Genomic DNA, 24,202 nt, shown 5'->3' on the forward strand with positions numbered 1-24,202 from the left:
CTTCCCCTCTCAGCTCGTGGTCCGGCGCATCAGCAGATCGCGCAGTTCGCGGGTGTGCCGGCGGCTGACCTGGAGTTCGACGGAGTCGACGAGGACGCTCACGGCGCCCGCGTCCAGGCGGAGTTCGCCGATGTGGCGCAGGGCGACGAGATGGCGTCGGTGGATGCGGACGAAGCCGCGTGAGCGCCAGCGTTCCTCCAGGGTGGAGAGCGGGATGCGGACGAGATGGCTGCCCTGGGCGGTGTGCAGACGTGCGTAGTCGCCGTGTGCCTCGACGTGGGTGATGTCCTCGACGGCCACGAAGCGGGTGACGCCGCCGAGTTCGACGGATATGTGGTCCGGGTCGGGCTCGTGGACGGGTATCCGCGGTGCGGTGTCCTGGAGTTGGGCGGCCCGCCGGACGGCTTCGGCCAGCCGCTCCCGCCGTACCGGCTTGAGGACGTAGTCGACGGCCTTGAGGTCGAAGGCCTGGACGGCGAAGCCCTCGTGGGCGGTGACGAACACGACGAGCGGCGGTACGGCGAAGCCGGTGAGCAGCCGGGCGAGGTCGAGTCCGTCGAGTCCGGGCATGTGGATGTCGAGGAAGACGACGTCGATGGCTTCGGGCCCGCCGGGTCCGGACTCCAGGGCCCGGTTGATCCGGCGCAGCGCCTCGGTCGCGTCGCTCGCGCCCTCGGCGCTGGAGATCCGGGGATCGGCGTTCAGGAGGTAGAGGAGTTCCTCGAGGGACGGTTGTTCGTCGTCGACGGCGAGCGCGCGCAGCATGACAGTGGAGTGTAGGAGCGATCGGCGTGCCTGGACATGTGCGGGACGTGGACGTCGTCGCTGGACATGCGGACGTCGTCGCTGGTTGCGTGGACGTTGTCGCTGGATACAGTGCCGCCATGAACAGCAAGCCCGCGATGTTCGACGAACTCGACCGCAAGATCATCACGGCTCTGGTGGCCAACGCCCGGACGAGCTTCGCCGAGATCGGCACGGCGATCGGACTGTCGGCCACCGCGGTCAAGCGCCGTGTCGACCGGCTCCGCGAGACCGGTGTGATCACCGGGTTCACGGCCACGGTGAAGCCGACGGCGCTCGGCTGGCGCACGGAGGCGTACGTCGAGGTGTACTGCGAGGGCGCGGCGCCGCCTCGGCGGCTCGCGGAGGTGGTCCGCAACCATCCGGAGATCACCGCGGCCATGACGGTGACGGGCGGCGCGGACGCGCTGCTCCATGTGCGGGCCACGGATGTGGACCACTTCGAGGAGGTGCTGGAGCGGATCCGCACCGAGCCCTTCATCCGGAAGACGATCAGCTACATGGTGCTGTCGCACCTGCTGCCGGAGGCCCCGGAGGCGGGCGCCACCCACGCGGCCCCACAGGATGCGCTGGACGCATCAAACCTGCGTTGACCTGAGCCATTACGCAGCGATGCTGCGCACACACGCAGCTCTCGTCTCTTGTCGCCCGTATCCCCCGTTTCCTACCTTGGAGGCACCCCCAGTCGACACCGCAGGAAGCGGAGGAACCTCTCTGTGCCTGACAGCCGTGTGCCGCGCCCTCGGCGCTTTCTCGTCTGTGAACCCAGACACTTCGCCGTGCAGTACGCGATCAATCCCTGGATGCATCCCGACGCCCACGTGGACGTCGATCTGGCCCGTGACCAGTGGGCGGCGCTGATCGGCGCCTACCGGGCCCACGGCCACACCGTGGACACGGTGGAGCCCGTGGCGGATCTCCCGGACATGGTGTTCGCGGCGAACTCCGCGCTGGTCCTGGCGGGCCGGGTCTTCGGCTCGTACTTCCACGCGCCGCAGCGCCGCCCCGAGTCCACCGCGTACGAGACCTGGTTCAAGGCGGCCGGTTTCGACGTCTACCGTCCCGAATCCGTCTGCGAGGGCGAGGGAGACCTCGTCCCGGTGGGCCGGTACGTACTGGCCGGCACCGGATTCCGGACGACCCCCGAGGCGCACCGCGAGGTGCAGGAGTTCTTCGGTGTCCCGGTGGTCGGCCTCCAACTGGTGGACCCGCGTTTCTACCATCTGGACACGGCGCTCTTCGTCCTGGACGACGGGCCCGAGGCGAACGTCGCGTACTACCCGGAGGCGTTCTCGCCCGGCAGTCGCGAGGTCCTGGCCCGGCTCTTCCCGGACGCGGTGCTCGCGACCCGTGAGGACGCGTTCACCTTCGGCCTGAACTCCGTCTCCGACGGCCGCCACGTGTTCATCGCGCCGCGCGCCGAGGCCCTCGCCGACCGGCTCGCCCGCCACGGCTACGTCCCCGTCCCCGTCGACCTCTCCGAGTTCCACAAGGCCGGCGGTGGCATCAAGTGCTGCACCCAGGAGATCCGCTCATGACCGCTCCCGCCCGTACGCTCGCGTCCTCCGCCGCCGGTCCGCGCTCCTCCGCCGACCTGATCCGCGCCGAGGAGCCCGTCCTCGCACACAACTACCACCCGCTTCCCGTGGTCGTCGCCCACGCCGAGGGCACCTGGGTCGAGGACGTCGAGGGCCGACGCTACCTCGACATGCTGGCGGGCTACTCGGCCCTCAACTTCGGCCACCGCAACCCGGTGCTGATCGACGCGGCCCATCGTCAGCTGGACCGGCTGACGCTCACCTCGCGCGCCTTCCACAACGACCGGCTGGCCCAGTTCGCCGAGTCGCTGGCCGAGTTGACCGGCCTGGACATGGTCCTGCCGATGAACACGGGCGCGGAGGCGGTGGAGAGCGCCATCAAGGTGGCCCGCAAGTGGGCGTACGAGGTGAAGGGCGTCGCGCCGGACCGGGCGACGATCGTGGTGGCCGCGGACAACTTCCACGGCCGTACGACGACGATCGTGAGCTTCTCCACGGACGAGACGGCGCGCGCCGGCTTCGGCCCCTTCACCCCGGGCTTCCGCGTCGTCCCGTACAACGACCTCGCCGCGCTGGAAGCGGCCGTCGACGAGACCACCGCGGCCGTGCTGATCGAGCCCATCCAGGGCGAGGCGGGCGTCGTCATCCCGGACGACGGCTACCTGACGGGTGTCCGGGAGCTGACCCGGCGCGCCGGCTGTCTGTTCATCGCGGACGAGATCCAGTCCGGCCTGGGCCGCACCGGCACCACACTCGCCGTGGAACACGAGGATGTCGTCCCCGACCTGCTCCTCCTGGGCAAGGCGCTCGGCGGAGGCATCGTGCCGGTGTCGGCGGTGGTCGGCCGCCGGGACGTGCTCGGGGTGCTGCGACCCGGTGAGCACGGCTCGACCTTCGGCGGCAATCCGCTGGCCGCGGCGGTCGGCTCCGCGGTCGTCGGACTCCTGGAGACCGGTGAATACCAGAGCAGGGCGGCCGAGTTGGGCGTGGTCCTGCGCAGTGGCCTGACGGCGCTCGTGGGCCGGGGCGTGGAGGGCTTCCGCTCTCGCGGGCTGTGGGCGGGCGTCGACATCGACCCGGCCATCGGAACCGGGCGCGAGATCAGCGAGGGCCTGATGCGTGAGGGAGTCCTGGTCAAGGACACCCACGGATCGACGATCCGACTGGCTCCGCCGTTGACCATCACCGGTGAGGAACTCCACTCCGCCCTGGGTGCCTTGGAGAAGGTGCTGTCACAGGGGGTCTGACACCGGCGCCGGCGGCCGCCGGCGCCTTGGTGGGCACGCCGCGCTCTCCTTGAGGCCCTCCCCGCGGAACGACTGTGGGTCAACCCCGACTGCGGCCCGAAGACCCGCGCCTGGCCCGAGACCCGGGCCTCGCTGGAGAACCTGGTCACCGCGGCCCGGACGGTCCGCACGGAGCTGTCCGCGTCCTGAGCCCGGACGGCCCGGGAGAGCACGCCCACCACTTTCCCGGGCCGCCGGCGACCCACCGCACCACCAGCCTCGCGCCGGCACGGAGGCCGGTGGCTCACGGGCGCCAGTACAGCGCGGGGTCGGGGTGGTTGGTGAATCCGAGTTCGCGGTACAGCGGTTCGCCCTCGGCGGAGGCGTACAGGTCCACTCGGGCGACCTCACGTTCCTCGAACCAGTCGAGCAGGCTCCGCATGATCGAGCGGCTGTGACCGCGGCGCCGGTACGACGGGTCGGTGACCACGCCGATCACATGCCCGATCCGGCCGTTGCGCAGATGCGGGCCGGGCAACCGCTGCTCGATGGTGGCGATCCCACAGGCGGCCAGGCCACGGTCGCCGTCGCTGTCGCCGTCACCGTCCACCACGAGGATGCGCACGGCATCCGCGGTCAGCTGTTCCTTCACCACCACGGCCAGGGCGTCCAGCCAGTCGTCGTCCGCCGACGCGGGGCTGAAGAAGGGACCGCCGAGGTTCTCGAACAGCAGGGCCCGCAGACGCACGAGCTCCACCAGGTCGTACTCCACCGCCTGCCGCACGGCCGGCCCGTTTCCTTTGCGTTGTCCCATGCCGACCAGACTGATGTAATGGTCTTATGCACCTCAACCCTTACGGCGAGGATGCCGTGAACCTGGCCGCCGATCTGGCCAACCGACGCCCGGCCGGCGCCGAGGAGCTCGCGGACCGCTGCCGCGCCGCCGGGTTGGTGCTGGAGAGCCCGGCCACTCCCCAGGACCTCGCCCGCACCCAGGACGCACTGGAGGCGTGGGAGAAGGTCGTCGATGCCACCGACGAACACGAACGCGCCGAGCTGCTCAACCGGATGCTGGCGGCGGCCGCCGCCCACCCCCGGATGACCAACCACGCCGGCAGCGGCTGGCACCTGCACTTCCGCGACGACCGGCAGACACTCGGCTCCGTACTGTTCTCACTCATCGCCGTGGGCACCGCACTGCACCTGACCGGACGGGGCATGCACCGCCTCCGACGCTGCGCCGTGAGCGAGTGCACCACGATCTTCGCCGACACCTCCCGCACCGGACGCCGGCGGTACTGCTCCTCACGCTGCGCCAACCGCGACGCGGTCCGCCGCCACCGGGCACGCGGCGTTTGACGAGCGTCACGAGCCGCCCCTATCCCCCACGTGGCCAGTAGAGCATCCTCAGGGATGAAGTCCGGAAGAACGCGGCCCCAGAGCCGATTCGGTAGAGTTGGAGAGACACCGTGTTTTACTACGTGCTCAAATACGTGCTTCTGGGTCCACTGTTGAGGCTGGCGTTCCGGCCTCGGATCGAAGGCCTTGAGCACATACCGGCGTCGGGTCCCGCCATCGTGGCCGGCAACCATCTCTCGTTCTCGGACCACTTCCTGATGCCCGCGATCCTGAAGCGGCGGATCACCTTCCTGGCGAAGGCCGAGTACTTCACGGGGCCCGGTATCAAGGGACGGCTGACGGCCGCGTTCTTCCGCAGCGCCGGGCAGATCCCGGTGGACCGCTCCGGCAAGGACGCGGGCCAGGCCGCGATCCGCGAGGGACTGGGCGTGCTGCGCAGGGGCGAACTGCTCGGCATCTACCCGGAGGGGACGCGTTCGCACGACGGGCGCCTCTACAAGGGCAAGGTCGGCGTCGCGGTCATGGCGCTGAAGGCCGGGGTTCCGGTCATCCCCTGCGCCATGATCGGCACCTTCGAGGCGCAGCCGCCGGGCCAGAAGATCCCGAGCCTCCGCCCCGTGGTGATCCGCTTCGGGAAGCCCCTCGACTTCTCCCGTTACGCCGGGATGCAGAACGAGAAGGCCATCCTGCGCGCCGTCACCGACGAGATCATGTACGCCATCCTCACCCTCTCCGAGCAGGAGTACGTCGACCGGTACGCGGCCGTCGTCAAGGCGGAGGAGGCGGCCGAGGTCTCGGCCCAGGCCCGCAAATTCCCCCGGATACCGCTGAGTTGACAGACGCGCGACAGGCAAAAGGGGCGGCCGGGGATCCGGCCGCCCCTCTGTGCGTGGGGTGCTACGGGGTCGGCGTGGCGTGCGGGGTGCACGTCACATCGGCCGCGTCCGTCCTGCCCGTGAGCAAGTAGGAGTCCACCCGGGTGTTGATGCACGGGTTGACCAGGCCGGTCACACCGTGCGAGCCCGCACCGTTCTCGGTGATCAGGCGGGAGCCCTTGAAGCGCTTGTGCAGTTCGACGGCGCCGGGGTACGGAGTGGCGGCGTCACGCGTGGACTGCACGATCAGGACGGCGGGCAGGCCCTTGCCGGTCTTGACGTTCACCGGGGTCTGCTGCTTGACCGGCCAGGTCGCGCAGGGCAGGTTCATCCACGCGTTGGCCCACGTCATGAACGGGTAGCTCTTGTGGAGCTTCGTGTTGTCCTTGTCCCACTTCGACCAGCTGGTGGGCCACTTGGCGTCGGTGCACTCGACGGCCGTGTAGACGGCGTTGCCGTTCTCCGAGGCGATGTTGCCCGCGGTGTCGGACATGTCGGGGGCCGCGGCGTCGACGAGTGCCTGGGTGTCACCGGCGACGTACTTGCTGAACGCCGTCGCGACCGGCACCCACGACGAGTCGTAGTACGGGGCGCTCTGGAAGAAGGAGATCAGTTCGGCGGGTCCGACGACGCCACCGAGCGGGCTCTTCTTCGCGGTGGCCCGCAGCTTCAGCCACTGGTCCTGGACCTTGGCGCGGGTGTCGCCGAGGTGGAAGGCGGCGTCGTTCTTGGCGACCCAGTCCTCCCAGTCCTTCCAGCGGCCCTCGAAGGCGATGTCCTGCTCCAGGTTGGCCTGGTACCAGATGTTCTCCTTCGCCGGGTTGACGACACTGTCGACGACCATGCGGCGGACGTGGCCCGGGAACAGGGTGCCGTAGACGGCGCCGAGGTAGGTGCCGTAGGAGACGCCCAGGTAGTTGAGCTTCTTCTCACCGAGTCCGGCCCGGATGACATCCAGGTCGCGGGCGGTGTTGGGCGTGGTCATCTGCGCCAGCATCGCCTTGCCGCTGCGCTTGGCACAGCCGTCCGCGTAGGCGGCGGCGAGCTTGCGCTGGACGCGCTTGTCGGCCTCGGAGTCCGGGACCGGGTCGGCCTTGGGCGCCTTGACGAACTCCTGAGGGTCAATGCAGGAGATCGGGGCGGAGTGGCCGACACCGCGCGGGTCGAAGCCCACGAAGTCGTACGCCTTCGAGGTGTTCACCCACAGAGGCGCCTTGGTGGTGACGCGGCGCGGGAAGCGCATGCCCGAACCGCCGGGGCCACCCGGGTTGTAGACGAGCGCGCCCTGGCGCTCCGCCTTGGTCCCGGTGTTCCCGATGCGGTCGACGGCGAGCTTGATCTGCTTGCCGTAGGGGTGGGCGTAGTCGAGCGGGACGGAGACCCAGCCGCACTGGATCGGCTTCTCGAAGCCCCAGTCCGCAGGGCAGTCCTGCCAGTTGATCCCGGCCTTCGCGGCTCGGGCGGCGGCGATCGCCGCGCCGCGGGCCTCGCGGTCCTGACCGTGACGCGAGTCGGCGGTGGCCGACGGCGCCGCGACGGCTCCGGCTATCAGGGTCGCCGTGACGAGTGCTCCGGCCGAAGCGAACGCGGTCAGGCGTCTCGTCGGTCTCTTAGCCCTCAAGTGGGACCTCCCCGTACATCGTTGCGATTGGTACGGGGATCCTTTCTGCTGTGAGGTCCCTGAGAACAGGGGTGACCGGCCTTCTTTACCATTCCGATAACCGGAGTACCAAGTCCCGTTGAGCGGAGAGTACTTGTCGACTTATCGGTCGAGTGTGCGCAATGCCTCGTCCAGTACCCGCCGCAGTCGCAGCGCGTCCGGCGCCAGGGCGCTCACCAGGACCGCGGGTCCGGCAAGCGGCATGACGGCCGCGTACTCCTCCAACAGCCGCGCCTGCGGCGGCTCGCTCTCGAACTCCGGTCGTACGACGACGAGCTGACCCAGCGCCCGATGCCCGCCGAGCCCCGCGGGACCGTCCCAGCCGCCGGGTGCCCCGGGGCCGCACGACAGCTCCTGGTCCAGCAGCGGCCGTCCGTCGAGCCGTAGGGTAAGACGACTGGTGAGCCGTCCGGGTTGCTCGCCGACGCGCCCGAGCACCTGCTCCTCCCGGAAGACGAGCCGAGCGCCCGACCGGAGCTCGACGCGCGAGGACACGTACAGGTCACTCCCCTGGGCGGAGATCAACTGCTCGGGCAGCCAGCGCAGTTCACCCCCACCGGACACGTCGAGCCGCACGTCGTAACGGGCCTCGCCCTTGGCCTGTCCCGGCAGGGCGATGGTCGCGGCGGCCGATCCGACGTGCAGTCGGGCCCCCTCCCCCACCTCCGCCTCCACGGCGAAGCGGTCACCGCCGAGCGGCCCGCTCATCGCCCCGACGAGCATGACACGTGCCTCGTCCCCGCTCGCCCGGGTGCGCCGCAGGGCGAGCGGCCCCTCTCCCTCCAGCACGGGCAGCGCGGTACCGCCGCGCCCGTCGGCCCGTGCCCCGATCCGTGCGGTGGCCCGCACTCCCGCTGTGGTCATGCCGTCCACGCGGCCAGCCGTTCCCGCACCCAGTCGGCGACGGCCGTCACCCCGGCCTCGGTCCGCAGCGACTGGAGGACGACGGGCAGCTCATCGCGCTGCGCCTTGGCGTCGGCGGCCATCCGCCCCAGGTCGGACCCCACGTACGGTGCGAGGTCGGTCTTGTTGACAACGAGCAGGTCGGCGGTGGTGACACCGGGCCCGCCCTTGCGCGGAATGTCGTCCCCGCCCGCCACGTCGATGACGAAGACCTGCGCGTCCACGAGTCCCTTGGAGAACGTCGCGGTGAGGTTGTCACCCCCTGACTCGACGAGGATGAGGTCCAGGGGGCCCACCTCGTCCTCCAGGTCCTCCACCGCTTCGAGGTTCGCGGAGATGTCGTCCCGGATCGCGGTGTGCGGGCACGCCCCCGTCTCCACGGCGGTGATCCGCTCCGGGGGGAGCACGGCCTCCCGCAGCAGGAACTCGGCGTCCTCCCGTGTGTAGATGTCGTTCGTGACGACCGCGAGCGACAGCTCGTCCCGCAGCGCCCGGCAGAGCGCGGCGACGGTCGCCGTCTTCCCGGACCCGACGGGCCCGCCGAGCCCGATGCGCAGAGCGCGCCGCGAGCCGTCGGGCCGCCGAGCGTCGGCACTGACGGCCAAGGCCCGGTCGTGGGAGTGATCGTGGTCGAGATGCATGATGGCGGCTCCACATTCTTCTTCGGCCCGGGCCGGCACCATCCAGCCCGTCCGGCGTTTGAGGACGAGGCCGTTCGGGCCGGTACCGGGGGTCTGGGGGCGGAGCCCCCAGGGAGGGGAACGGGTAGGGGTGGCGGGGGGGATCCACCTACGACGCGAAGAGCCGTACAGCCCAAGCGGCATGCGCCTGCGCACTGATCTCCAGCAACGGCGCCGACGCCGAGGGCAACGCGTCGACCCCACCGTCGGCCACGTTCCGCGCCGCATCGGCCGCCGCACGCGCCACGACGTCCAGCTCCGGCGCGAGCCGGGCCAGCACCCCGGTGGCATCGAACGGATCAAGGCTCAGCAACCGCACGGTCGCGGTCGCCGGACCACTGACGCTCTCGTACGCGGAGCAGTACGCGGCGTCCTCGGGCCCGAGCCCGGCGGCCCGCGCCGTCAGCCCCAGAACGACCGGCTGATGCGCTCCCTTGGGAAAGGCCCGTGCCAGCGCGTCCAGTTCCCCGGACGGCCAGGTCGCCCGAGCCGCCCGCATCAGCTGCCGTCCGAGCCGCCGCGCGGCGACCCGCAGAGCGGGCGATGGCGTGCGTGCGTCCGCGGCCGAGTCCAGCAGCGCCGGATCGACCCCGAGCGCGGCCGCCGCGGCCAGGGCGGCCGATACCAGCCCCGCCGTGTTGAGGCGCCCCCGGCAGAAGTCCTCCAGGCTCGACGCCCCGCTGATCCGCCCGGCCTTGACCGCCGCCTCGGCCCCGCCGGAGTGGGCGTGCCCTCCGGCGGGGAAGCGGCCGTCGGCCAGGACGAGTAGTGCCGCGCGGGACATCAGAAGAGGAAGTAACGCTGGGCCATGGGCAGTTCGGAGGCCGGGGTGGCCTCCACCAGCTCCCCGTCGATGTGCACGGCGAAGCTGTCGGGATCGACCCGTACCCGCGGCCGGGCGTCGTTCTCCCGCATGTCGGCCTTGGTCACCCCACGCGTCGACTCGATCGCCACGAACCGCTTCCCCAGCGAGAGCCGCTCCGGCAGTCCGTCCTCGATGGCGAGCGGCGCCACGAAGTTGAACGAGTTCGAGGCGGGTGCCCGTCCGATCGCCCCGAACATCGGCCGGGGCAGGATCGGCTGCGGTGTCGGGATGGACGCGTTGGCGTCGCCCATCTGCGCGTACGCGATCTGCCCGCCCTTGATGACGAGCTGCGGCTTGACCCCGAAGAACGCGGGCTCCCACAGCACGAGGTCGGCCAGCTTGCCGGTCTCGACGGAGCCGATCTCGCGGGCGAGGCCCTGTGCGAGCGCCGGGTTGATCGTGTACTTGGCGACATAGCGACGTACGCGGTGGTTGTCCGCGCGCCCGTCACCGGGGAGGGCGCCGCGCCGCCGCTTCATCACGTGGGCCGTCTGCCAGGTCCGCATGATGACCTCGCCGACCCGGCCCATCGCCTGCGCGTCGGACGAGATGATCGAGATGGCGCCCAGGTCGTGCAGGACGTCCTCGGCCCCGATGGTGGAGGGCCGGATGCGGGACTCGGCGAAGGCCAGGTCCTCCGGGACGGCCGCGTTGAGGTGGTGGCAGACCATCAGCATGTCGAGGTGTTCCTCGGCGGTGTTGACGGTGTACGGCCGGGTCGGGTTGGTGGAGCTGGGCAGTACGTGCGGCTCGGAGACCACGGTCATGATGTCCGGGGCGTGCCCGCCGCCCGCACCCTCGGTGTGGTAGGCGTGGATGCCGCGGCCGGCGATCGCGGCGAGCGTGTCGCCGACGAACCCGGCCTCGTTCAGGGTGTCCGTGTGGATGGCGACCTGGATACCGGTGCGGTCGGCGACGGTCAGCGCGGCGTCGATGACGGCGGGCGTGGAGCCCCAGTCCTCGTGCAGCTTGAGACCGAGCGCCCCGCCCCGGATCTGCGACAGCATCGCGTCGCGCGAGACGGTGTTGCCCTTGCCGAGCAGACCGAAGTTGAGCGGGTACTGCTCCATCGCCTCCAGCATCCGGGCGAGGTGCCAGGGGCCGGGAGTGACCGTCGTCGCCTTCGAGCCCTCGGCGGGACCGGTGCCGCCGCCGACCAGCGTGGTGATGCCGGAGGCGAGCGCCTCGTCGGCGATCTGCGGACAGATCAGGTGGACGTGCGCGTCGATGGCACCCGCGGTGACGATCCGTCCGTTGCCCGCGATGATCTCGGTCTCGGGGCCGATGACGAGGTCGGGGTGGACCCCGTCCATGGTGTCCGGGTTTCCGGCCTTGCCGATGCCGGTGATCCGGCCGTCGCGGATGCCGACGTCGGCCTTGACGATCCCCCAGTGGTCGACGATCACGACACCCGTGACGACCGTGTCCGGAGTGCCTTCCGCGCGCGTGGCGCGCGACTGGCCCATGGATTCGCGGATGACCTTGCCGCCGCCGAAGACGGCCTCGTCACCGGCGAGCCCGGGGCCGCCGGAACGGTCCTCCTCGATCTCGATCAGCAGGTCGGTGTCGGCGAGTCGGATGCGGTCGCCGGTGGTGGGGCCGAACAGGTCGGCGTACGCGGCGCGGGAAAGCTCAGGCATCGAGGGCACCTCCGGTCTCCCCGCGCAGGCCGGGCACGACACGGGCGCCGGTGAGCGGAACGAGTTCGACGTCGACGGGGATCCCGGGCTCGAAGCGCACGGCGGTGCCGGCGGCGACGTTGAGCCGCTTGCCGCGCGCGGCGGCGCGGTCGAAGTCCAGACCGGGATTGGCCTCGGCGAAGTGGTAGTGGGAGCCGACCTGGACGGGCCGGTCGGCGGCGTTGAGAACGGTCAGCCGGGTGATCTCGCGGCCCTCGTTGAAGGCGACGGGTCCGTCGGCGAACAGGAACTCTCCGGGAATCATGGCTCTCGCTCCCCCTCAGACGATCGGGTCGTGGACGGTGACGAGCTTGGTGCCGTCCGGGAAGGTCGCCTCGACCTGAACGTCGTGGATCATCTCGGGGATGCCCTCCATGACGTCGTCCCGGGTGAGGATCTTGCGTCCGGAGGACATCAGCTCGGCGACCGTACGACCGTCGCGCGCGCCTTCGAGGATGTGCGACGTGATGAGGGCGACCGCCTCGGGGTGGTTCAGTTTGAGCCCGCGGGCCCGTCGCTTCTCGGCCACGTCGGCGGCCACATGGATCAGCAGCCTCTCTTGCTCGTGCGGGGTCAGTTGCACGGCGTCCCACCTCACAGTCCTCGCTCCGGACCGTGCGGGGTCCGGTGGCCGCAGCCACCAAAACCCCTGGTGGCGTGGATGGGCACGCTAGTTGGCCGTCGTTTCGAGGACGTTAACCGGGCTGTGATCCACGCCTGACCGACGTGGCGGCTCCCGGGCCGTCGTCGAGGCCGCCGCCCGGGACGAGGCCAGGGGCCGGACCGTATACGGCGCGATGGCCGCCCGCCTTCGACGCGGCCGTCACCGTCGCCGTCACCACCGAGGGGGCCCTAAGAGGCGCCGTGCCCCCGGTGCTCCGCCGCGATGCCGAAGCGCTGGCGCTCACGCGGGGCGGACGCGACCTCGCGGACGCTGGAGAGGGAGCTGACCACCTGCTCGTCGGCGGACTCCGGGAGTTCCTCGAGCCGCTCCAGGTCGGCGGCGGAGACCAGGGCGACGAGGGGCTTGCCGTGCCGTGTCACAACGACGCGCTCGCCCCCGTACACCACCCGGTTGATCAGATCGGCGAGCTCAGCCCTGGCTTGCGTCACCGGAATCTCGTAGGCCATGCCCACCAGCTTAGACCGGGCCCCCGACACCCCCACAGAGCGGACGATCTCGTTCAGCTCCACCGAAAACGATCCGTTCGCACGATCAGGCGACCCTCTCCACCGGCGGCGCACGGGGATTTTCGCTGTCAGCCGAGCACCCTTCCGTCGCTCTGTACGTCCTGTACATTTTTTACAGAACCCTTCACAGGAGGCGCGTGCCATGAATGAACCGTCCGCCCGTCATGTCCTGCCCGAGTTCACCGAGCGGACGAGCATGGGGCACCGGACCCTGGATCCGTACTCGAAGCTGCTCGACGAGCGGATCGTGTTCCTCGGGACGCCGATCGACGACACCTCGGCGAACGACGTGATGGCGCAGTTCATGCACCTCGAATACCTGGCGCCGGACCAGGACATCGCGCTGTACATCAACTCCCCCGGCGGCTCGTTCAGCGCGATGACGGCGATCTACGACACGATGCAGTTCGTCAGCTGCGACGTGGAGACCACCTGCCTGGGGCAGGCCGCGTCGGCCGCCGCCGTGCTGCTGGCCGGCGGCGCGCCGGGCAAGCGGTTCGCGCTGCCGGGGGCCCGGGTGCTGATCCATCAGCCGTCACTTCCCGAGCCGGTACAGGGACAGGCGAGCGATCTGGCCCTCCAGGCCGAGGAGTTGATGCGCACTCGGAGGCTGCTGGAGGACATGCTCGTACGGCACACGGGGCAGAGTCCTGAACAGGTCGCCGCCGACATCGAGCGGGACAAGATCCTGGACGCTCAGGCCGCGTTGGCGTACGGACTGGTGGACGGGATCATCCCCAGCCGCAAGACCTCGCGCACCGCGCCCGGTGCGAGGAACGCCACACCCGACGCGAGGTGATCCGCCGATGGTGCCCGAACTGCCCCCGCTGCCCGCGCTGACACGAGCCGAGGCCGAGCTGATCGACCGTTACCTCGACGTGGTCGACCTGTTGGGCCGTATCAACCCGGCCAGGCCCGGAGACACCTACCGTGGGCTGCGGGCCGCCCAGGCGCTGGTCGCCAAGGCCACCGAGCTGCGGGACGCCCTCGCGCTGATGCACCAGCGCGGCGAGAGCGAGGTGCACGCGCCGACGCTGGCGCAGGCCTTGCGCGTCCTCGACGGTGAGCGGCGGGCGGCCCGCGTCACCCTGCCGCCCGACGCCGACAATTGACACATCCACGCCCGGGTCGCCGTGCGCGCCGAGTCGGCGAGGCGTCCGGCCCGGGGTTCAAACGGACCAGATGGCGTACCCCCTGATGGAGTAGTCGCAGGCCCCTTCGGGGAACCGAAAAAGTTGCGCAACGCGCGTAACCCAGAGGCGGAATGAGACGCTCCAGTGCTGGTGGGCGCGTCGTCGGTGTCCCCAACATCGCCCGAACAGAGGGTGGTCCACCCGAACGGGTGAGTGGTGAGTAACCCCACAAATCGCCGGTTCCGCTCGGATTTTCCGACCGCTATGCGTGAAGATCCCTTCCGACGACAAGCCCCCGCCACAGCGGCGGGGCGGTCCGGGCGGACGCCGAGTCCTGCCGCTGCCCGGATGACCGGTCGACAGAAGTGCATCGGCAGGAGTGGAGGACCCAGCAAGACGGGTCGCCGGAGAGATCCGGGCGGTCCTTGGGGTGAAGCCGCGCAAGCGGCCGGGCTACTTCGCCAGCCCGAATCCGACAGGTCATCCTTCACAGGCGGCTGACGAAGGGTTGCGCATGACTGCGCTCAATCGTGTCCCGTCGCTGTGGACCCGGGCCGGTACGGCCTCGGTGCTCACCATCGCCGCCGTGGGCGGCAGCCTCGTGGTTCCTGGCGCCGCATCCGACGCCGAAGCGGCCACGTTGGCGACGAAGGCACTTCAGGTCGCGGCTTCCAAGAAGGGCTCCCCGTACCAGTACGGCGCCGCCGGGCCACGCCGCTTCGACTGCTCCGGGCTCACGCTCTACTCGTACAAGAAGGCGGGCAAGACGCTGCCTCGTACGGCCGCGGCGCAGTACAACAAGACGCACCACATCTCCGCGTCCCACCGCAAGGCCGGAGACCTGGTGTTCTTCCACTCGGGCCGGAACGTGTACCACGTCGGCATCTACGCCGGGAAGGGAAAGATCTGGCACTCCCCGAAGACAGGGGAGGTCGTGAAGTTGCAGAAGATCTGGACGAAGAGCGTCTGGTACGGCCGGGTCAGCTGACCTGCCCGAGGGGGTGCCGCCGGCCGGCACCCCCTCGGGGTTCCACGCCCGGGCGTGAAAAGCGGGCGAACCGGTTAATCGTTCAGCATGGCTGAGCGACCTTCCTCCAAGGAGCGGAACGAGACGCCCCTCGAGCGCGCCGATCGCAACTTCGGCGAACTGCTCCAGGAGCTGCGCGTCACGCAGACCGGTGTGCAGATCCTCTTCGCGTTCCTGCTGACGCTGGCATTCACCCCGCGCTTCCCGTCCCTCGACACGATGCAGCGCGCCACGTACGTCACCACCCTCCTGCTGGCCGTGGTGGCCGCCGCGCTCTTCACGGCGCCGGCCGCGCTGCACAGGTCACTCTTCCGGCAGGGCGCGAAGCCGGCCATCGTGCGGGTCTCCTCCGTCCTGGCCACGGTCGGGATGGGCGTGCTCATGCTGGCGCTGACGGGATCGGTGCTGCTCGTCGTGGACGTGGCGCTGGGACGCGCCGCCGGGATCGCCTCGGGCGCGGGCACCCTGCTCGTCTGTGTGGCGCTGTGGGGCCTCCTGCCCGGCCTGGTGCACCGTGCCGTCGTCAGCGGAGCGACGGCTCCGAGAGAAGCACCGGACCGAGAACCGTGAGCGCGCTCATCGCCTGACTGCCCGCGGGCACGAACCGCGGCAGTCGGCTGGGGAAGGTGATCGGCGCCTTCGGGTCGACCACGTGGGTGAGGGACCCCTGCCGCGGCGAGCGGTTCGTCCCGGCTGACGCCGGCCGACCGGCCGGACAGCGCGGTCGTAGCGGAGAGGGTGGGCGGGACGGCGGCGGCTCCGGTGGGGGCGCGGTCACTGTGACCGGGAGATCCGCGCCGTACGATCTCCGTCGTCCGGACCGGGGGCCGGTCGGCGCCGACGGCCGAGGCCTTCCGGGGCCCCACCGCGAGGCGCCGGACGGGGCAGACACGACAACTGAGCAGCTCCTCAGGGCTCTTGTGGGCCGCCGGCCGTCACCGGCTGGGCCGGCACCGTCCAGGGCAGCTCGATGGCGACCGTCTTGCCGCCCTCGCGGGTGGGCCGGACGACGAGTCTGCCGCCGCATTCGGCGGTCAGCCAGCGGATGATCACCATGCCGCGCCCGTTGTCCTGCTGGACGGCGGCGGGTAGACGTTTGGGAAAGCGCGGATGGCTGTCGGTGACGCCGATCCGCAGGTGTTCGTCTCGGTCGAGGCGGACGTCCACCGTGAACGTGGGCGACTGCCCGAAAGTGTGTTGGACGGCGTTGGTGGCTAGTTCTGACACGATCAGGCGTACGGTGTCCGCGACTTCGGCGTCGCACGGCAGGCCCCATTCGGCCAACACATCGGCGACGAAATTCCGGGCCGCGGAGACCGAGGCGGGATCGCTCGGCAGAGTGACGGATGCTTCCTGGTGATCTGCCATGGCGACGTCGTCCCTTTCCCACGGGACCGGAGTCCGACACGGAGCGGATGGTTCGAGTACGGTCCCGGACTGGTGCTTCGCGCCAGACTGCCATCACTGGGCGGGTCACGGGTGCGATCCACCGAGATATGCATATATCTGTCGCTCGATGCGGTGAACTCTGCGACGGCGGGGCGTATTTGGGCGGCTCGGAAGGAGTAAGGAGTACGGCCATGCAGCACGGTCCCGCGGTGCGCCGCCGCAAGCTCGGTGCCGAACTGCGCGCGCTGCGCGCCGATGCGGGTCTCACCAGTGGTGAGGCGGCCCGTCTCGTCGGCTGGCACCAGTCGAAGGTGAGCCGGATCGAGACCGGTATCAGTGGGGTGAAACCGGCCGACGTGGAGCGCCTGTTGGACGCCTACGCCGTCGCGGAACCCGAGTTACGGGAGCTCCTGGTGGGCCTCGCGGGCTCCGAGGGCAACGGTCGCCATCACTGGTGGCACGCCTACCGCGGGGTTCTGCCGCCCACGTACCGCGACTTCATCAGTCTGGAGTCCCAGGCCAGCGGCATGCGCACGCTGGAGACCTCGGTGGTACCCGGACTGCTCCAGACACCCGAGTACGCACGGGAGGTGACCCGGGTCGCCGTCGGCGGCCTGGAGGACGGCAAGCTCGACGCGCTCGTCGAGGTGCGCCTCGCCCGGCAGGACGTCCTGCGGTCGAATCCGCCGCTGGAACTGACCGCGGTCCTGGACGAGGCCGTGTTAAGACGCGAGGTCGGCGGCCCGGAGGTGATGGCTCGGCAACTGGAGCGTCTGCGGGAGGCCGCCGCCCTGCCTCAAGTGCGGCTTCAGGTCCTGCCGTTCGCCGCGGGAGCCCATATCGGCGTCACCGGGCCTTTCGTTATCTTCTCATTTCCGAACACAACTGATCTGGATGTGGTTGTTCTCGACCACTTGACGAGTAGCCTCTATCTCGAACGGAAAGAAGACCTTCAGGCCTACACCGAGGCCTTCAACGCCCTTCAGTTCCACGCCCTTTCGCCCGAGGACTCGTTGGACTACATCGCCGGGATAGGTGACGGCGCGTAAGGAGGCACCCCCCATGACCGCACTGCCTCGGTACATACCTTCCAGTACTTCACTGCGCGACGTGCGATGGCTGCGCAGCAGCCGCAGTACGGGAATGAACAACTGCGTCGAGACGGCCCGACCCGGCCCAGGGCCCTGGGCCGGACTGGTCGCCGTGCGCGATTCCAAGAACAAGGCGGGCCCCGCCCTGCTCTTCACTCCCGCCAGTTGGGAGGGCTTTGTCGCCGGACTGAACTGATCACGCCGACGGCGTGCTCGATCTGCGCGTCGGTGAGGTCCGCGCGGGCGGTCAGCCGCAGCCGTGAGATGCCGTCCGGCACGGACGGCGGGCGGAAACAGCCGACGGCGAGTCCCGCCTCACGGCAGTCGGCGGCCCATCGCACGGCCTGTTCGGGGGACGGCGCGCGCACGGAGACCACGGCGGCGTCAGGCCGTACGGCTTCCAGGCCCTCGGCGGTCAGCCGGGTGTGCAGCGCCGTCGCCACCTCACGGGCCCGGGCGGCGCGCTCCGGCTCACGGCGCAACAGCCTGAGCGCCGCGAGAGCCGCGCCCGCCGCCGCGGGCGCGAGACCCGTGTCGAAGATGAAGGTGCGCGCCGCGTTGACCAGGTGGTCGATGACCGGGGCCGGGCCGAGGACGGCTCCGCCCTGGCTGCCGAACGACTTGGAGAGCGTGGCGGTCACGACCACGTCCGGGGCGCCCGCGAGCCCCGCGGCCTGCGGGGCGCCCCGGCCGCCGTCGCCCAGGACGCCCAGCCCGTGCGCGTCGTCGACGAGCAGCGCCGCGCCGTGCTCGCGACAGGCGTCGGCGAGTTCGGCCAGCGGGGCCGCGTCGCCGTCCACCGAGAAGACCGTGTCGGACACGGCGACGGCGGGACCCTCGTGCGTGCCCAGCGCCTTGCGCACGGCGTCGGGGTCGGCGTGCGCCACAACCTGGGTCGCGCCCCGGGCGAGCCGGCAGCCGTCGATGAGGGAGGCGTGGTTGCCCGCGTCCGAGACGACCAGCGAGCCGTGCGGCGCGAGCGTGGTCACGGCTGCGAGATTGGCCGCGTAGCCGGAGGAGAAGACGAGCGCGGACTCGAAGCCGCAGAAGTCCGCGAGCTCGCGTTCGAGTTCCCCATGAAGTTCGGTCGTGCCGGAGACGAGCCGCGAGCCGGTCGCACCGGCGCCCCAGCGGCGCGCGGCCTGAGCGGCGGCCGCCGTGATCTCGGGGTGGTGGGCCAGCCCGAGGTAGTCGTTGCTCGCCAGATCGAGAAGGGGTGAGTCGGCGGCGCGAGGGCGCAGGGTGCGGACGAGTCCGGCCTGTAGGCGCTGGTGCGCCTGCTCGTCGATCCACGCGAACGGCGATCCGGCCATGCTGGTGCCTCCGGGCCCTGGGAGTGGTCGTGAGGGGGTCATGAAGGTGGTCGTTTTGTAGGCAGTGCACAGACCCTAGCGGGGCGACGCGGCGCCCATGATGTGGCAATACCCACACGTCGAAGCGTCTCTGTTGTGCAAACTCTCCTTGGCCGCAGCGGCTCGCATACGTCAGGATCGGATCTCATGGACCTGCTGAACACGCTGGTGGACAAGGGGCTTCGGCGCGAGCTGCCGACCCGTGACGAGGCGCTGGCCGTGCTGGCCACGTCCGACGACGACGTGCTCGACGTGGTGGCCGCGGCCGGAAAAGTCCGCCGGCACTGGTTCGGCCGTCGAGTGAAACTCAACTATCTGGTCAATCTGAAGTCCGGTCTGTGCCCCGAGGACTGCTCGTACTGCTCGCAGCGCCTCGGCTCCAAGGCCGACATCCTCAAGTACACCTGGCTCAAGCCGGACCAGGCCTCGCAGGCCGCGGCGGCCGGGCTCGCCGGGGGCGCCAAGCGGGTCTGCCTGGTGGCCAGCGGCCGCGGTCCGACGGACCGTGACGTGGACCGGGTCTCCGACACCATCAAGGCGATCAAGGACCAGAACGAGGACGTCGAGGTGTGCGCCTGCCTGGGCCTGCTCTCCGACGGCCAGGCCGAGCGGTTGCGCGAGGCGGGAGCGGACGCCTACAACCACAACCTGAACACGTCCGAGGGGACGTACGGGGACATCACGACCACGCACACGTACGCCGACCGGGTGGACACGGTCCAGAAGGCGCACGCGGCCGGTCTGTCGGCCTGCTCGGGTCTGATCGCGGGCATGGGCGAGTCGGACGAGGACCTCGTCGACGTCGTCTACTCGCTGCGCGAGCTCGACCCGGACTCCGTTCCGGTGAACTTCCTGATCCCCTTCGAGGGCACCCCGCTCGCCAAGGAGTGGAACCTCACCCCGCAGCGGTGCCTGCGCATCCTGGCCATGGTCCGTTTCGTCTGCCCGGACGTGGAGGTCCGCATCGCGGGCGGTCGCGAGGTCCACCTGCGGACGATGCAGCCGCTCGCCCTGAACCTGGCCAACTCGATCTTCCTCGGCGACTACCTCACCAGCGAGGGCCAGGCGGGCAAGGCCGACCTGGAGATGATCGCGGACGCCGGGTTCGAGGTGGAGGGCGCGGGCGAGGTGACCCTGCCCGAGCACCGCGTGACGGCGGGCGCGGGCTGCGGTGCGCACGCCGAGGCCGGATGCGGTGCGCACGCGGACGCGGACGCCGGGTGCGGCTCGCACGAGGGCGGTGGCGTGTGCGGTTCCGTGAAGGTGCAGGCCGAGCAGGAGCAGCCCGCCGAAGCGCGTACGGATCTCGTCGCCGTACGCCGCCGGGGTGCCGGAACGGACCTCGCCCCCAATGCCTGACCCGTCCGAGCCGTCCACGCTGCCCGTGCGGGAACTGCTGGAGTTGGACCGGCGGCATGTCTGGCACCCGTACGGCCCCATGCCCGGCCGCCAGGAACCGCTCGTCGTGGAGTCGGCGAGCGGGGTACGCCTGCGGCTGGCGGACGGCTCGGGCGAGCTGGTCGACGGCATGTCGTCCTGGTGGTCGGCCATCCACGGCTACAACCACCCGGTCCTCAACGACGCTGCGCGCGACCAACTGGAGCGCATGAGCCATGTCATGTTCGGCGGGCTCACGCACGAGCCCGCCGTACGGCTGGCGAAGCGACTTGTCGACATCACGCCCGAGGGCCTGGAACACGTCTTCCTCGCCGACTCCGGATCGGTGTCGGTCGAGGTCGCCGTCAAGATGTGCCTCCAGCACTGGCGCTCGCTCGGCCGCCCGGGCAAGCAGCGGCTGCTGACCTGGCGCGGCGGCTACCACGGGGACACCTGGCAGCCGATGTCGGTGTGCGACCCCGAGGGCGGGATGCACGAGCTGTGGCAGGGCGTGCTCCAGCGCCAGGTGTTCGCCGACGCCCCGCCGGTCGCGTACGAGGAGTCGTACGCCGACCGGCTGCGCGAGCTGATCGGGCGGCACGCCGACGAACTCGCCGCGGTGATCGTGGAGCCGGTGGTACAGGGCGCGGGCGGGATGCGGTTCCACTCCCCCGCGTATCTGCGGGTGCTGCGGGAGGCGTGCGACGCCCACGACGTGCTCCTCGTCCTCGACGAGATCGCGACCGGCTTCGGCCGAACGGGCGCTCTCTTCGCGGCGGAGCACGCCGGTATCACGCCGGACGTGATGTGCGTCGGCAAGGCGCTGACCGGCGGCTATATGACGATGGCGGCGACGCTCTGCACGGCGCGGGTGGCCGAGGGCATCTCACGCGGTGAGGTCCCGGTGCTGGCTCACGGCCCGACCTTCATGGGCAATCCGCTCGCCGCCGCGGTGGCCTGCGCCTCGATCGACCTGCTGCTCGGACAGGACTGGCAGACCGAGGTGAAGCGGATCGAGGCGGGTCTGCGGGACGGCCTGGCGGAGGCGTCCTCGCTGCCGGGTGTCCGGGACGTACGTGTCCTGGGCGCGATCGGCGTCGTCCAGCTCGACCACGAGGTCGACATGAAGGCGGCCACGGCGGCGGCCGTGCGCGAGGGCGTGTGGCTGCGCCCGTTCCGCGACCTCGTGTACACGATGCCGCCGTACGTCACGGGTGACGTGGACGTGGCACGGATCGCGCGCGCGGTGTGCGCGGCGGCACGGGAGGGATGACATGGCGGTTCTGGTGATCACGGGGACGGGCACGGAGGTCGGCAAGACGGTCACGACGGCCGCCGTCGCCGCCACGGCCCTCGCGGCCGGACGCTCCGTGGCCGTACTCAAGCCGGCGCAGACGGGTGTACGCCCGGACGAGCGCGGGGACGCCGACGAGGTGGCCCGGCTCGCGGGCGCCGTGACCACGCTCGAACTCGCCCGCTATCCCGAGCCGTTGGCTCCCGCGACGGCCGCGCGGCGGGCCTCCCTGCCCCCGGTGAGCCCGGTCGCGGTGGCGAAGGCGGCGGCCGAACTGGCCACCGAGCACGACCTCGTGCTGGTCGAGGGAGCGGGCGGTCTCCTCGTCCGTTTCGACGACGAGGGCGGCACGCTGGCGGACGCGGCGAGCCTGCTGGACGCGCCGGTGCTGGTGGTGGCGTCAGCGGGCCTCGGCACCCTGAACACCTCCGAACTGACGGCTCGTGAACTGCGGCGCCGTGGGCTGGACTTGGCGGGATTCGTCATCGGCAGCTGGCCCGACTCCCCCGACCTGGCGTCGCGTTGCAACCTCGCGGACCTGCCGGTCGTGGCGGAAGCTCCGCTGCTGGGAGCGCTGCCCGCGGGGGCGGGGGCTCACCCGGTCGCCGACTTCTGCGCGCAGGCGCCTGGGTGGCTGGCCTCTCGGCTGGGCGGCACCTGGGACGCCCACGCCTTCATTTCGGCGCAGGGGGTCTGAGCGCCTCGTCAGAGGCGCGGGGGACTGCGCGCCCGGCCACGACCGACCCGCAGCCGGCCAACGACACCAACCGCCCCCTCACCGCTCACCCAACAACCGCACCAACTCGATCCGCGACCGAATCCCCAACCGCGCGAACACCCCCCGCAGATGATGATCAATGGTCCGCGGACTGAGCAACAACCGCGCCGCGATCTCCCGATTGGTCGCCCCGTCGGCCGCCATGCGCGCGACCATCAACTGCTGCGCGGTGAGGCGGGCGACGAGATCGTCGGCGCCCCGCACCGGGGAGGCGGGCTCCCCCAGGACGCGGAGTTCGGTCCGCGCCGCCGCCGCACACTGCGGCGAACCGAAGTGCTCGAACGCCTCGAGGGCGCTGTGCAGCCGGTCACGGGCCTCCGTCCGGTGCCGCAGCCGCCGTAGCGCACCGCCGAACAGCAGCTCCGTGCGGGCGCGTTCGAAGTTTCGAAGTCACGGGTGCCCGAGGCGTGCAGGTCGAGGGCGGTGCGGTAGTGCTCGACGGCCTCCGCGCCGGAGGCGAGCAGGGCCCGGCAGCGGGCGCTGAGGGCCAGGTCGTCGGGGCTGCGCACGGTACGCGCCCAGTGGTCGTAGTCGGCGTGGGCGACCCGGGCGACCCGTGTGTAGCCGGTGCGGACGGCGGCCTCGACGTAGTGCGGGGTGGCGATGTGACGGATGGCGCGGTGCCCGTGCCCGGGGCCGAATCCGGCGAGGGCGCGCAGCCGGGCCGCCGAGGCGGCGAAGCGGCCGGTGCTCAGGTCGAGGAAGGCGAGCGCGAACAGGGCCAGCGCGGCGGGCCGGCCGAGCCCGCGGGCGAGGGCGTAGGAGCGGGCGGCCTCGGCGCGCTCCCGGCAGACGTCCTCGTCGCCGGTGACCGCGGCGAACATCGCGAGGGCCGCTGCAGATGACAGGCCCCGTTGTCCTGGCCGCTGGTGTACGCCTGGCGGAGGGCCTCCAGTGTGGCGGCCTCGGCGGCCCTCGGTCGACCGGTCCAGGAGTCGGCGTAGGCCCGGAACTCCATGGCCTGGGGAACGGTGACCCCGTCTCCCCCGGCCCGGGCGGTGGCGGCGGCCCGGACGGTGGCGGTGGCGGCCGCGGTGTGGTCGCCGAGCATGAGCGCGGCGATCCCGGCGTGGATCAGCAGGGTGGGATCGCCCCCGGGACCGCAGCGCCCGGCCGCCGCCTTCAGCAGGTCCCGCGCGTCGTCGTACCGGCCCTCGATCGCGGCGGCCAGCCCGCCCGCCAGGCGTCGGCGGCCGCGCGGGCGAGCAGCCGGGCCCGCTCGCTCGGCTCGGGGGACAGCGCGGCGGCGCGTTCGACGAGGGCGCAGGCCAGGGCGTGGTCGCCCGCGGTGCGCGCGGTGTGGGCGGCCGCCCGGAGTTCGGCGGCGAGGCGTCGGCTGGGACCGAGTGCGGCGGCGCCCCGGTGCCAGGACCGCCGGGGTGACTCGCCCTCGCCGCGCAGGACCCGGGCGAGCAGGAGGTGGACGGCGCGCCGGTCCGTCACGGAGGCGGTCTCGTAGGCCGCTGTCCGGGTCCACGGATCGCGGAAGACGATCCCGCCCGCCGTGGCGTGGGCGACTCCGGCCACCTCGGCGGTGACCAGGGGCCGGGCGTCGAGCCGGGCCGCGGTGACGGCCCGCAGGAAGGCGTGGGTGTCGACCGGGGTCGGCCGCCGCGAGGAGCAGGGGGCGCCGGGTGGTGTCGGGCAGGGCGCGGACCTCCTGGCGGTACGCGCGCAGGAGTACGGGAGGCTGTGCAGGCAGCGGGTCGAGGCCGGTCAGCTGACGTTCGGTCAATGCGGAGGCGAGTTTCGCGGCGGCGCGGCGGTCGCCGTGCGCGGTGCGCAGGATCCGTACCCGTACGCCTTCGGGAAGCGAGGGGCCGAGTTCGGGTTGTGCGGGGCCGCGTACGGGGTTCACCGAAGTCACCACCCGAAGGACGTTACCGGTGAGTTAACTGGCAAGTAAAGACCGGCGATTTCACCGATGCGGCGCGCGTAGACCCCGGCCGACACTCCAGGCACCCCACCCTTGTCTGGAGGC

Annotated in this window: 26 protein-coding genes, 2 pseudogenes and 1 riboswitch; of the genes and pseudogenes, 15 read left to right on the plus strand and 13 right to left on the minus strand. The window is 71.1% G+C overall.

Translation table 11 applies throughout. From position 1 onward, the window contains the following. Nucleotides 1–9: 9 nt before the first annotated feature. Nucleotides 10–765 carry a LytR/AlgR family response regulator transcription factor gene (locus AAFF41_RS09170; protein ID WP_343323821.1) on the minus strand — a complete coding sequence of 252 codons (756 nt, stop codon included), beginning with the start codon at nt 763–765 and terminating at the stop codon, nt 10–12. Between the two features lie 119 nt (nt 766–884). On the opposite strand from AAFF41_RS09170, the gene AAFF41_RS09175 reads away from it, so the two are divergent. The 4 genes and pseudogenes from AAFF41_RS09175 to AAFF41_RS09190 form a co-directional block, all read left to right on the plus strand. Continuing rightward, nucleotides 885–1,397 carry an Lrp/AsnC family transcriptional regulator gene (locus tag AAFF41_RS09175; RefSeq protein WP_319750667.1) on the plus strand — a complete coding sequence of 171 codons (513 nt, stop codon included), beginning with the start codon at nt 885–887 and terminating at the stop codon, nt 1,395–1,397. Between the two features lie 123 nt (nt 1,398–1,520). Beyond that, a complete protein-coding gene (gene ddaH / locus AAFF41_RS09180; RefSeq protein ID WP_343323822.1) occupies nt 1,521–2,342 on the plus strand; it encodes a dimethylargininase in 822 nt (273 codons plus the stop codon). After that, nucleotides 2,339–3,589 (plus strand): ornithine--oxo-acid transaminase, encoded by a 1,251-nt coding sequence (gene rocD / locus AAFF41_RS09185; protein ID WP_075025345.1) that lies wholly within the window; start codon nt 2,339–2,341, stop codon nt 3,587–3,589. Before ddaH ends, rocD begins: the two co-directional genes overlap by 4 nt. Nucleotides 3,590–3,628: 39 nt before the next feature. Continuing rightward, nucleotides 3,629–3,778: pseudogene (locus tag AAFF41_RS09190) on the plus strand (hypothetical protein); the annotation flags it as partial. Nucleotides 3,779–3,872: 94 nt separating this feature from the next. On the opposite strand, the gene AAFF41_RS09195 reads toward AAFF41_RS09190, so the two are convergent. Continuing rightward, nucleotides 3,873–4,382 carry a GNAT family N-acetyltransferase gene (locus tag AAFF41_RS09195; RefSeq protein WP_319750669.1) on the minus strand — a complete coding sequence of 170 codons (510 nt, stop codon included), beginning with the start codon at nt 4,380–4,382 and terminating at the stop codon, nt 3,873–3,875. Nucleotides 4,383–4,408: 26 nt separating this feature from the next. On the opposite strand from AAFF41_RS09195, the gene AAFF41_RS09200 reads away from it, so the two are divergent. Continuing rightward, the gene (locus AAFF41_RS09200; protein WP_319750670.1) at nt 4,409–4,927 is read left to right on the plus strand and encodes a CGNR zinc finger domain-containing protein; all 519 of its coding nucleotides are present in this window, start codon (nt 4,409–4,411) and stop codon (nt 4,925–4,927) included. Nucleotides 4,928–5,037: 110 nt separating this feature from the next. Further along, nucleotides 5,038–5,763 carry a lysophospholipid acyltransferase family protein gene (locus AAFF41_RS09205; protein ID WP_343323823.1) on the plus strand — a complete coding sequence of 242 codons (726 nt, stop codon included), beginning with the start codon at nt 5,038–5,040 and terminating at the stop codon, nt 5,761–5,763. A gap of 61 nt (nt 5,764–5,824) precedes the next feature. On the opposite strand, the gene AAFF41_RS09210 is transcribed toward AAFF41_RS09205, so the two are convergent. From AAFF41_RS09210 to AAFF41_RS09245, 8 genes are all read right to left on the minus strand, one after another. Beyond that, the gene (locus tag AAFF41_RS09210; RefSeq protein ID WP_319750672.1) at nt 5,825–7,423 is read right to left on the minus strand and encodes an alpha/beta hydrolase; all 1,599 of its coding nucleotides are present in this window, start codon (nt 7,421–7,423) and stop codon (nt 5,825–5,827) included. 141 nt (nt 7,424–7,564) lie between these two features. Continuing rightward, nucleotides 7,565–8,326, minus strand: a complete 762-nt coding sequence (locus AAFF41_RS09215; RefSeq protein ID WP_319750673.1) for an urease accessory protein UreD — start codon at nt 8,324–8,326, stop codon at nt 7,565–7,567. Continuing rightward, nucleotides 8,323–9,006, minus strand: coding sequence for an urease accessory protein UreG (gene ureG, locus AAFF41_RS09220; protein ID WP_343323824.1), 684 nt, complete (start codon nt 9,004–9,006; stop codon nt 8,323–8,325). The genes AAFF41_RS09215 and ureG overlap by 4 nt, the downstream gene beginning before the upstream one ends. A 148-nt stretch (nt 9,007–9,154) precedes the next feature. Further along, nucleotides 9,155–9,829, minus strand: a complete 675-nt coding sequence (locus AAFF41_RS09225) for an urease accessory protein UreF (RefSeq protein ID WP_319750676.1) — start codon at nt 9,827–9,829, stop codon at nt 9,155–9,157. Further along, nucleotides 9,829–11,550 (minus strand): urease subunit alpha, encoded by a 1,722-nt coding sequence (locus tag AAFF41_RS09230; RefSeq protein ID WP_319750677.1) that lies wholly within the window; start codon nt 11,548–11,550, stop codon nt 9,829–9,831. Before AAFF41_RS09230 ends, AAFF41_RS09225 begins: the two co-directional genes overlap by 1 nt. Next, nucleotides 11,543–11,854, minus strand: coding sequence for an urease subunit beta (locus tag AAFF41_RS09235; protein WP_319750678.1), 312 nt, complete (start codon nt 11,852–11,854; stop codon nt 11,543–11,545). Before AAFF41_RS09235 ends, AAFF41_RS09230 begins: the two co-directional genes overlap by 8 nt. A 15-nt stretch (nt 11,855–11,869) precedes the next feature. Continuing rightward, nucleotides 11,870–12,172: an urease subunit gamma gene (locus tag AAFF41_RS09240; RefSeq protein ID WP_054229180.1), complete on the minus strand. Its 303-nt coding sequence runs from the start codon at nt 12,170–12,172 to the stop codon at nt 11,870–11,872. Nucleotides 12,173–12,441: 269 nt separating this feature from the next. Then, on the minus strand, nt 12,442–12,720 hold the full coding sequence (locus tag AAFF41_RS09245) for a type II toxin-antitoxin system Phd/YefM family antitoxin (RefSeq protein ID WP_060902456.1): 279 nt from the start codon (nt 12,718–12,720) through the stop codon (nt 12,442–12,444). Between the two features lie 202 nt (nt 12,721–12,922). Between AAFF41_RS09245 and AAFF41_RS09250 the strand changes: the two genes are divergently transcribed. From AAFF41_RS09250 to AAFF41_RS09265, 4 genes are all read left to right on the plus strand, one after another. Beyond that, nucleotides 12,923–13,579 (plus strand): ATP-dependent Clp protease proteolytic subunit, encoded by a 657-nt coding sequence (locus AAFF41_RS09250; protein ID WP_060902455.1) that lies wholly within the window; start codon nt 12,923–12,925, stop codon nt 13,577–13,579. 7 nt (nt 13,580–13,586) lie between these two features. Further along, nucleotides 13,587–13,892 (plus strand): hypothetical protein, encoded by a 306-nt coding sequence (locus AAFF41_RS09255; RefSeq protein ID WP_054228981.1) that lies wholly within the window; start codon nt 13,587–13,589, stop codon nt 13,890–13,892. Between the two features lie 377 nt (nt 13,893–14,269). Next, a riboswitch (cyclic di-AMP (ydaO/yuaA leader) is annotated at nt 14,270–14,424 on the plus strand. Between the two features lie 3 nt (nt 14,425–14,427). Further along, nucleotides 14,428–14,901 carry a C40 family peptidase gene (locus AAFF41_RS09260; protein WP_319750679.1) on the plus strand — a complete coding sequence of 158 codons (474 nt, stop codon included), beginning with the start codon at nt 14,428–14,430 and terminating at the stop codon, nt 14,899–14,901. An 87-nt stretch (nt 14,902–14,988) separates the two neighbouring features. Then, nucleotides 14,989–15,510, plus strand: a complete 522-nt coding sequence (locus AAFF41_RS09265; protein ID WP_319750680.1) for a DUF6328 family protein — start codon at nt 14,989–14,991, stop codon at nt 15,508–15,510. A gap of 339 nt (nt 15,511–15,849) precedes the next feature. On the opposite strand, the gene AAFF41_RS09270 is transcribed toward AAFF41_RS09265, so the two are convergent. Beyond that, nucleotides 15,850–16,308, minus strand: coding sequence for an ATP-binding protein (locus AAFF41_RS09270; RefSeq protein WP_054228985.1), 459 nt, complete (start codon nt 16,306–16,308; stop codon nt 15,850–15,852). A gap of 212 nt (nt 16,309–16,520) precedes the next feature. Here AAFF41_RS09270 and AAFF41_RS09275 point away from each other — a divergent pair, with 212 nt between their 5' ends. Together AAFF41_RS09275 and AAFF41_RS09280 are read left to right on the plus strand one after the other, a co-directional pair. Then, entirely contained in the window at nt 16,521–17,378 is an 858-nt protein-coding gene (locus AAFF41_RS09275; protein WP_319750681.1) for a helix-turn-helix domain-containing protein, read from the plus strand. A gap of 13 nt (nt 17,379–17,391) precedes the next feature. Continuing rightward, on the plus strand, nt 17,392–17,616 hold the full coding sequence (locus tag AAFF41_RS09280) for a DUF397 domain-containing protein (protein ID WP_075025332.1): 225 nt from the start codon (nt 17,392–17,394) through the stop codon (nt 17,614–17,616). Here the strand turns inward: AAFF41_RS09280 and AAFF41_RS09285 are convergent. Beyond that, nucleotides 17,573–18,733, minus strand: a complete 1,161-nt coding sequence (locus tag AAFF41_RS09285; RefSeq protein ID WP_319750682.1) for an 8-amino-7-oxononanoate synthase — start codon at nt 18,731–18,733, stop codon at nt 17,573–17,575. The genes AAFF41_RS09280 and AAFF41_RS09285 overlap by 44 nt on opposite strands. Before the next feature lie 186 nt (nt 18,734–18,919). On the opposite strand from AAFF41_RS09285, the gene bioB reads away from it, so the two are divergent. The 3 genes from bioB to bioD are packed head-to-tail and all read left to right on the plus strand — an operon-like array spanning nt 18,920 to nt 22,140. Further along, the gene (gene bioB / locus AAFF41_RS09290; RefSeq protein ID WP_097283750.1) at nt 18,920–20,131 is read left to right on the plus strand and encodes a biotin synthase BioB; all 1,212 of its coding nucleotides are present in this window, start codon (nt 18,920–18,922) and stop codon (nt 20,129–20,131) included. Continuing rightward, nucleotides 20,124–21,422, plus strand: a complete 1,299-nt coding sequence (locus AAFF41_RS09295; protein ID WP_143600940.1) for an adenosylmethionine--8-amino-7-oxononanoate transaminase — start codon at nt 20,124–20,126, stop codon at nt 21,420–21,422. The genes bioB and AAFF41_RS09295 overlap by 8 nt, the downstream gene beginning before the upstream one ends. Nucleotide 21,423: 1 nt before the next feature. Continuing rightward, nucleotides 21,424–22,140, plus strand: coding sequence for a dethiobiotin synthase (gene bioD / locus AAFF41_RS09300; RefSeq protein ID WP_343323825.1), 717 nt, complete (start codon nt 21,424–21,426; stop codon nt 22,138–22,140). 78 nt (nt 22,141–22,218) lie between these two features. Here bioD and AAFF41_RS09305 read toward each other — a convergent pair. Further along, nucleotides 22,219–24,091: pseudogene (locus tag AAFF41_RS09305) on the minus strand (helix-turn-helix transcriptional regulator). Nucleotides 24,092–24,202 lie beyond the last annotated feature (111 nt).

This window comes from Streptomyces mirabilis (assembly GCF_039503195.1).
Lineage (GTDB): Bacteria > Actinomycetota > Actinomycetes > Streptomycetales > Streptomycetaceae > Streptomyces > Streptomyces mirabilis_D.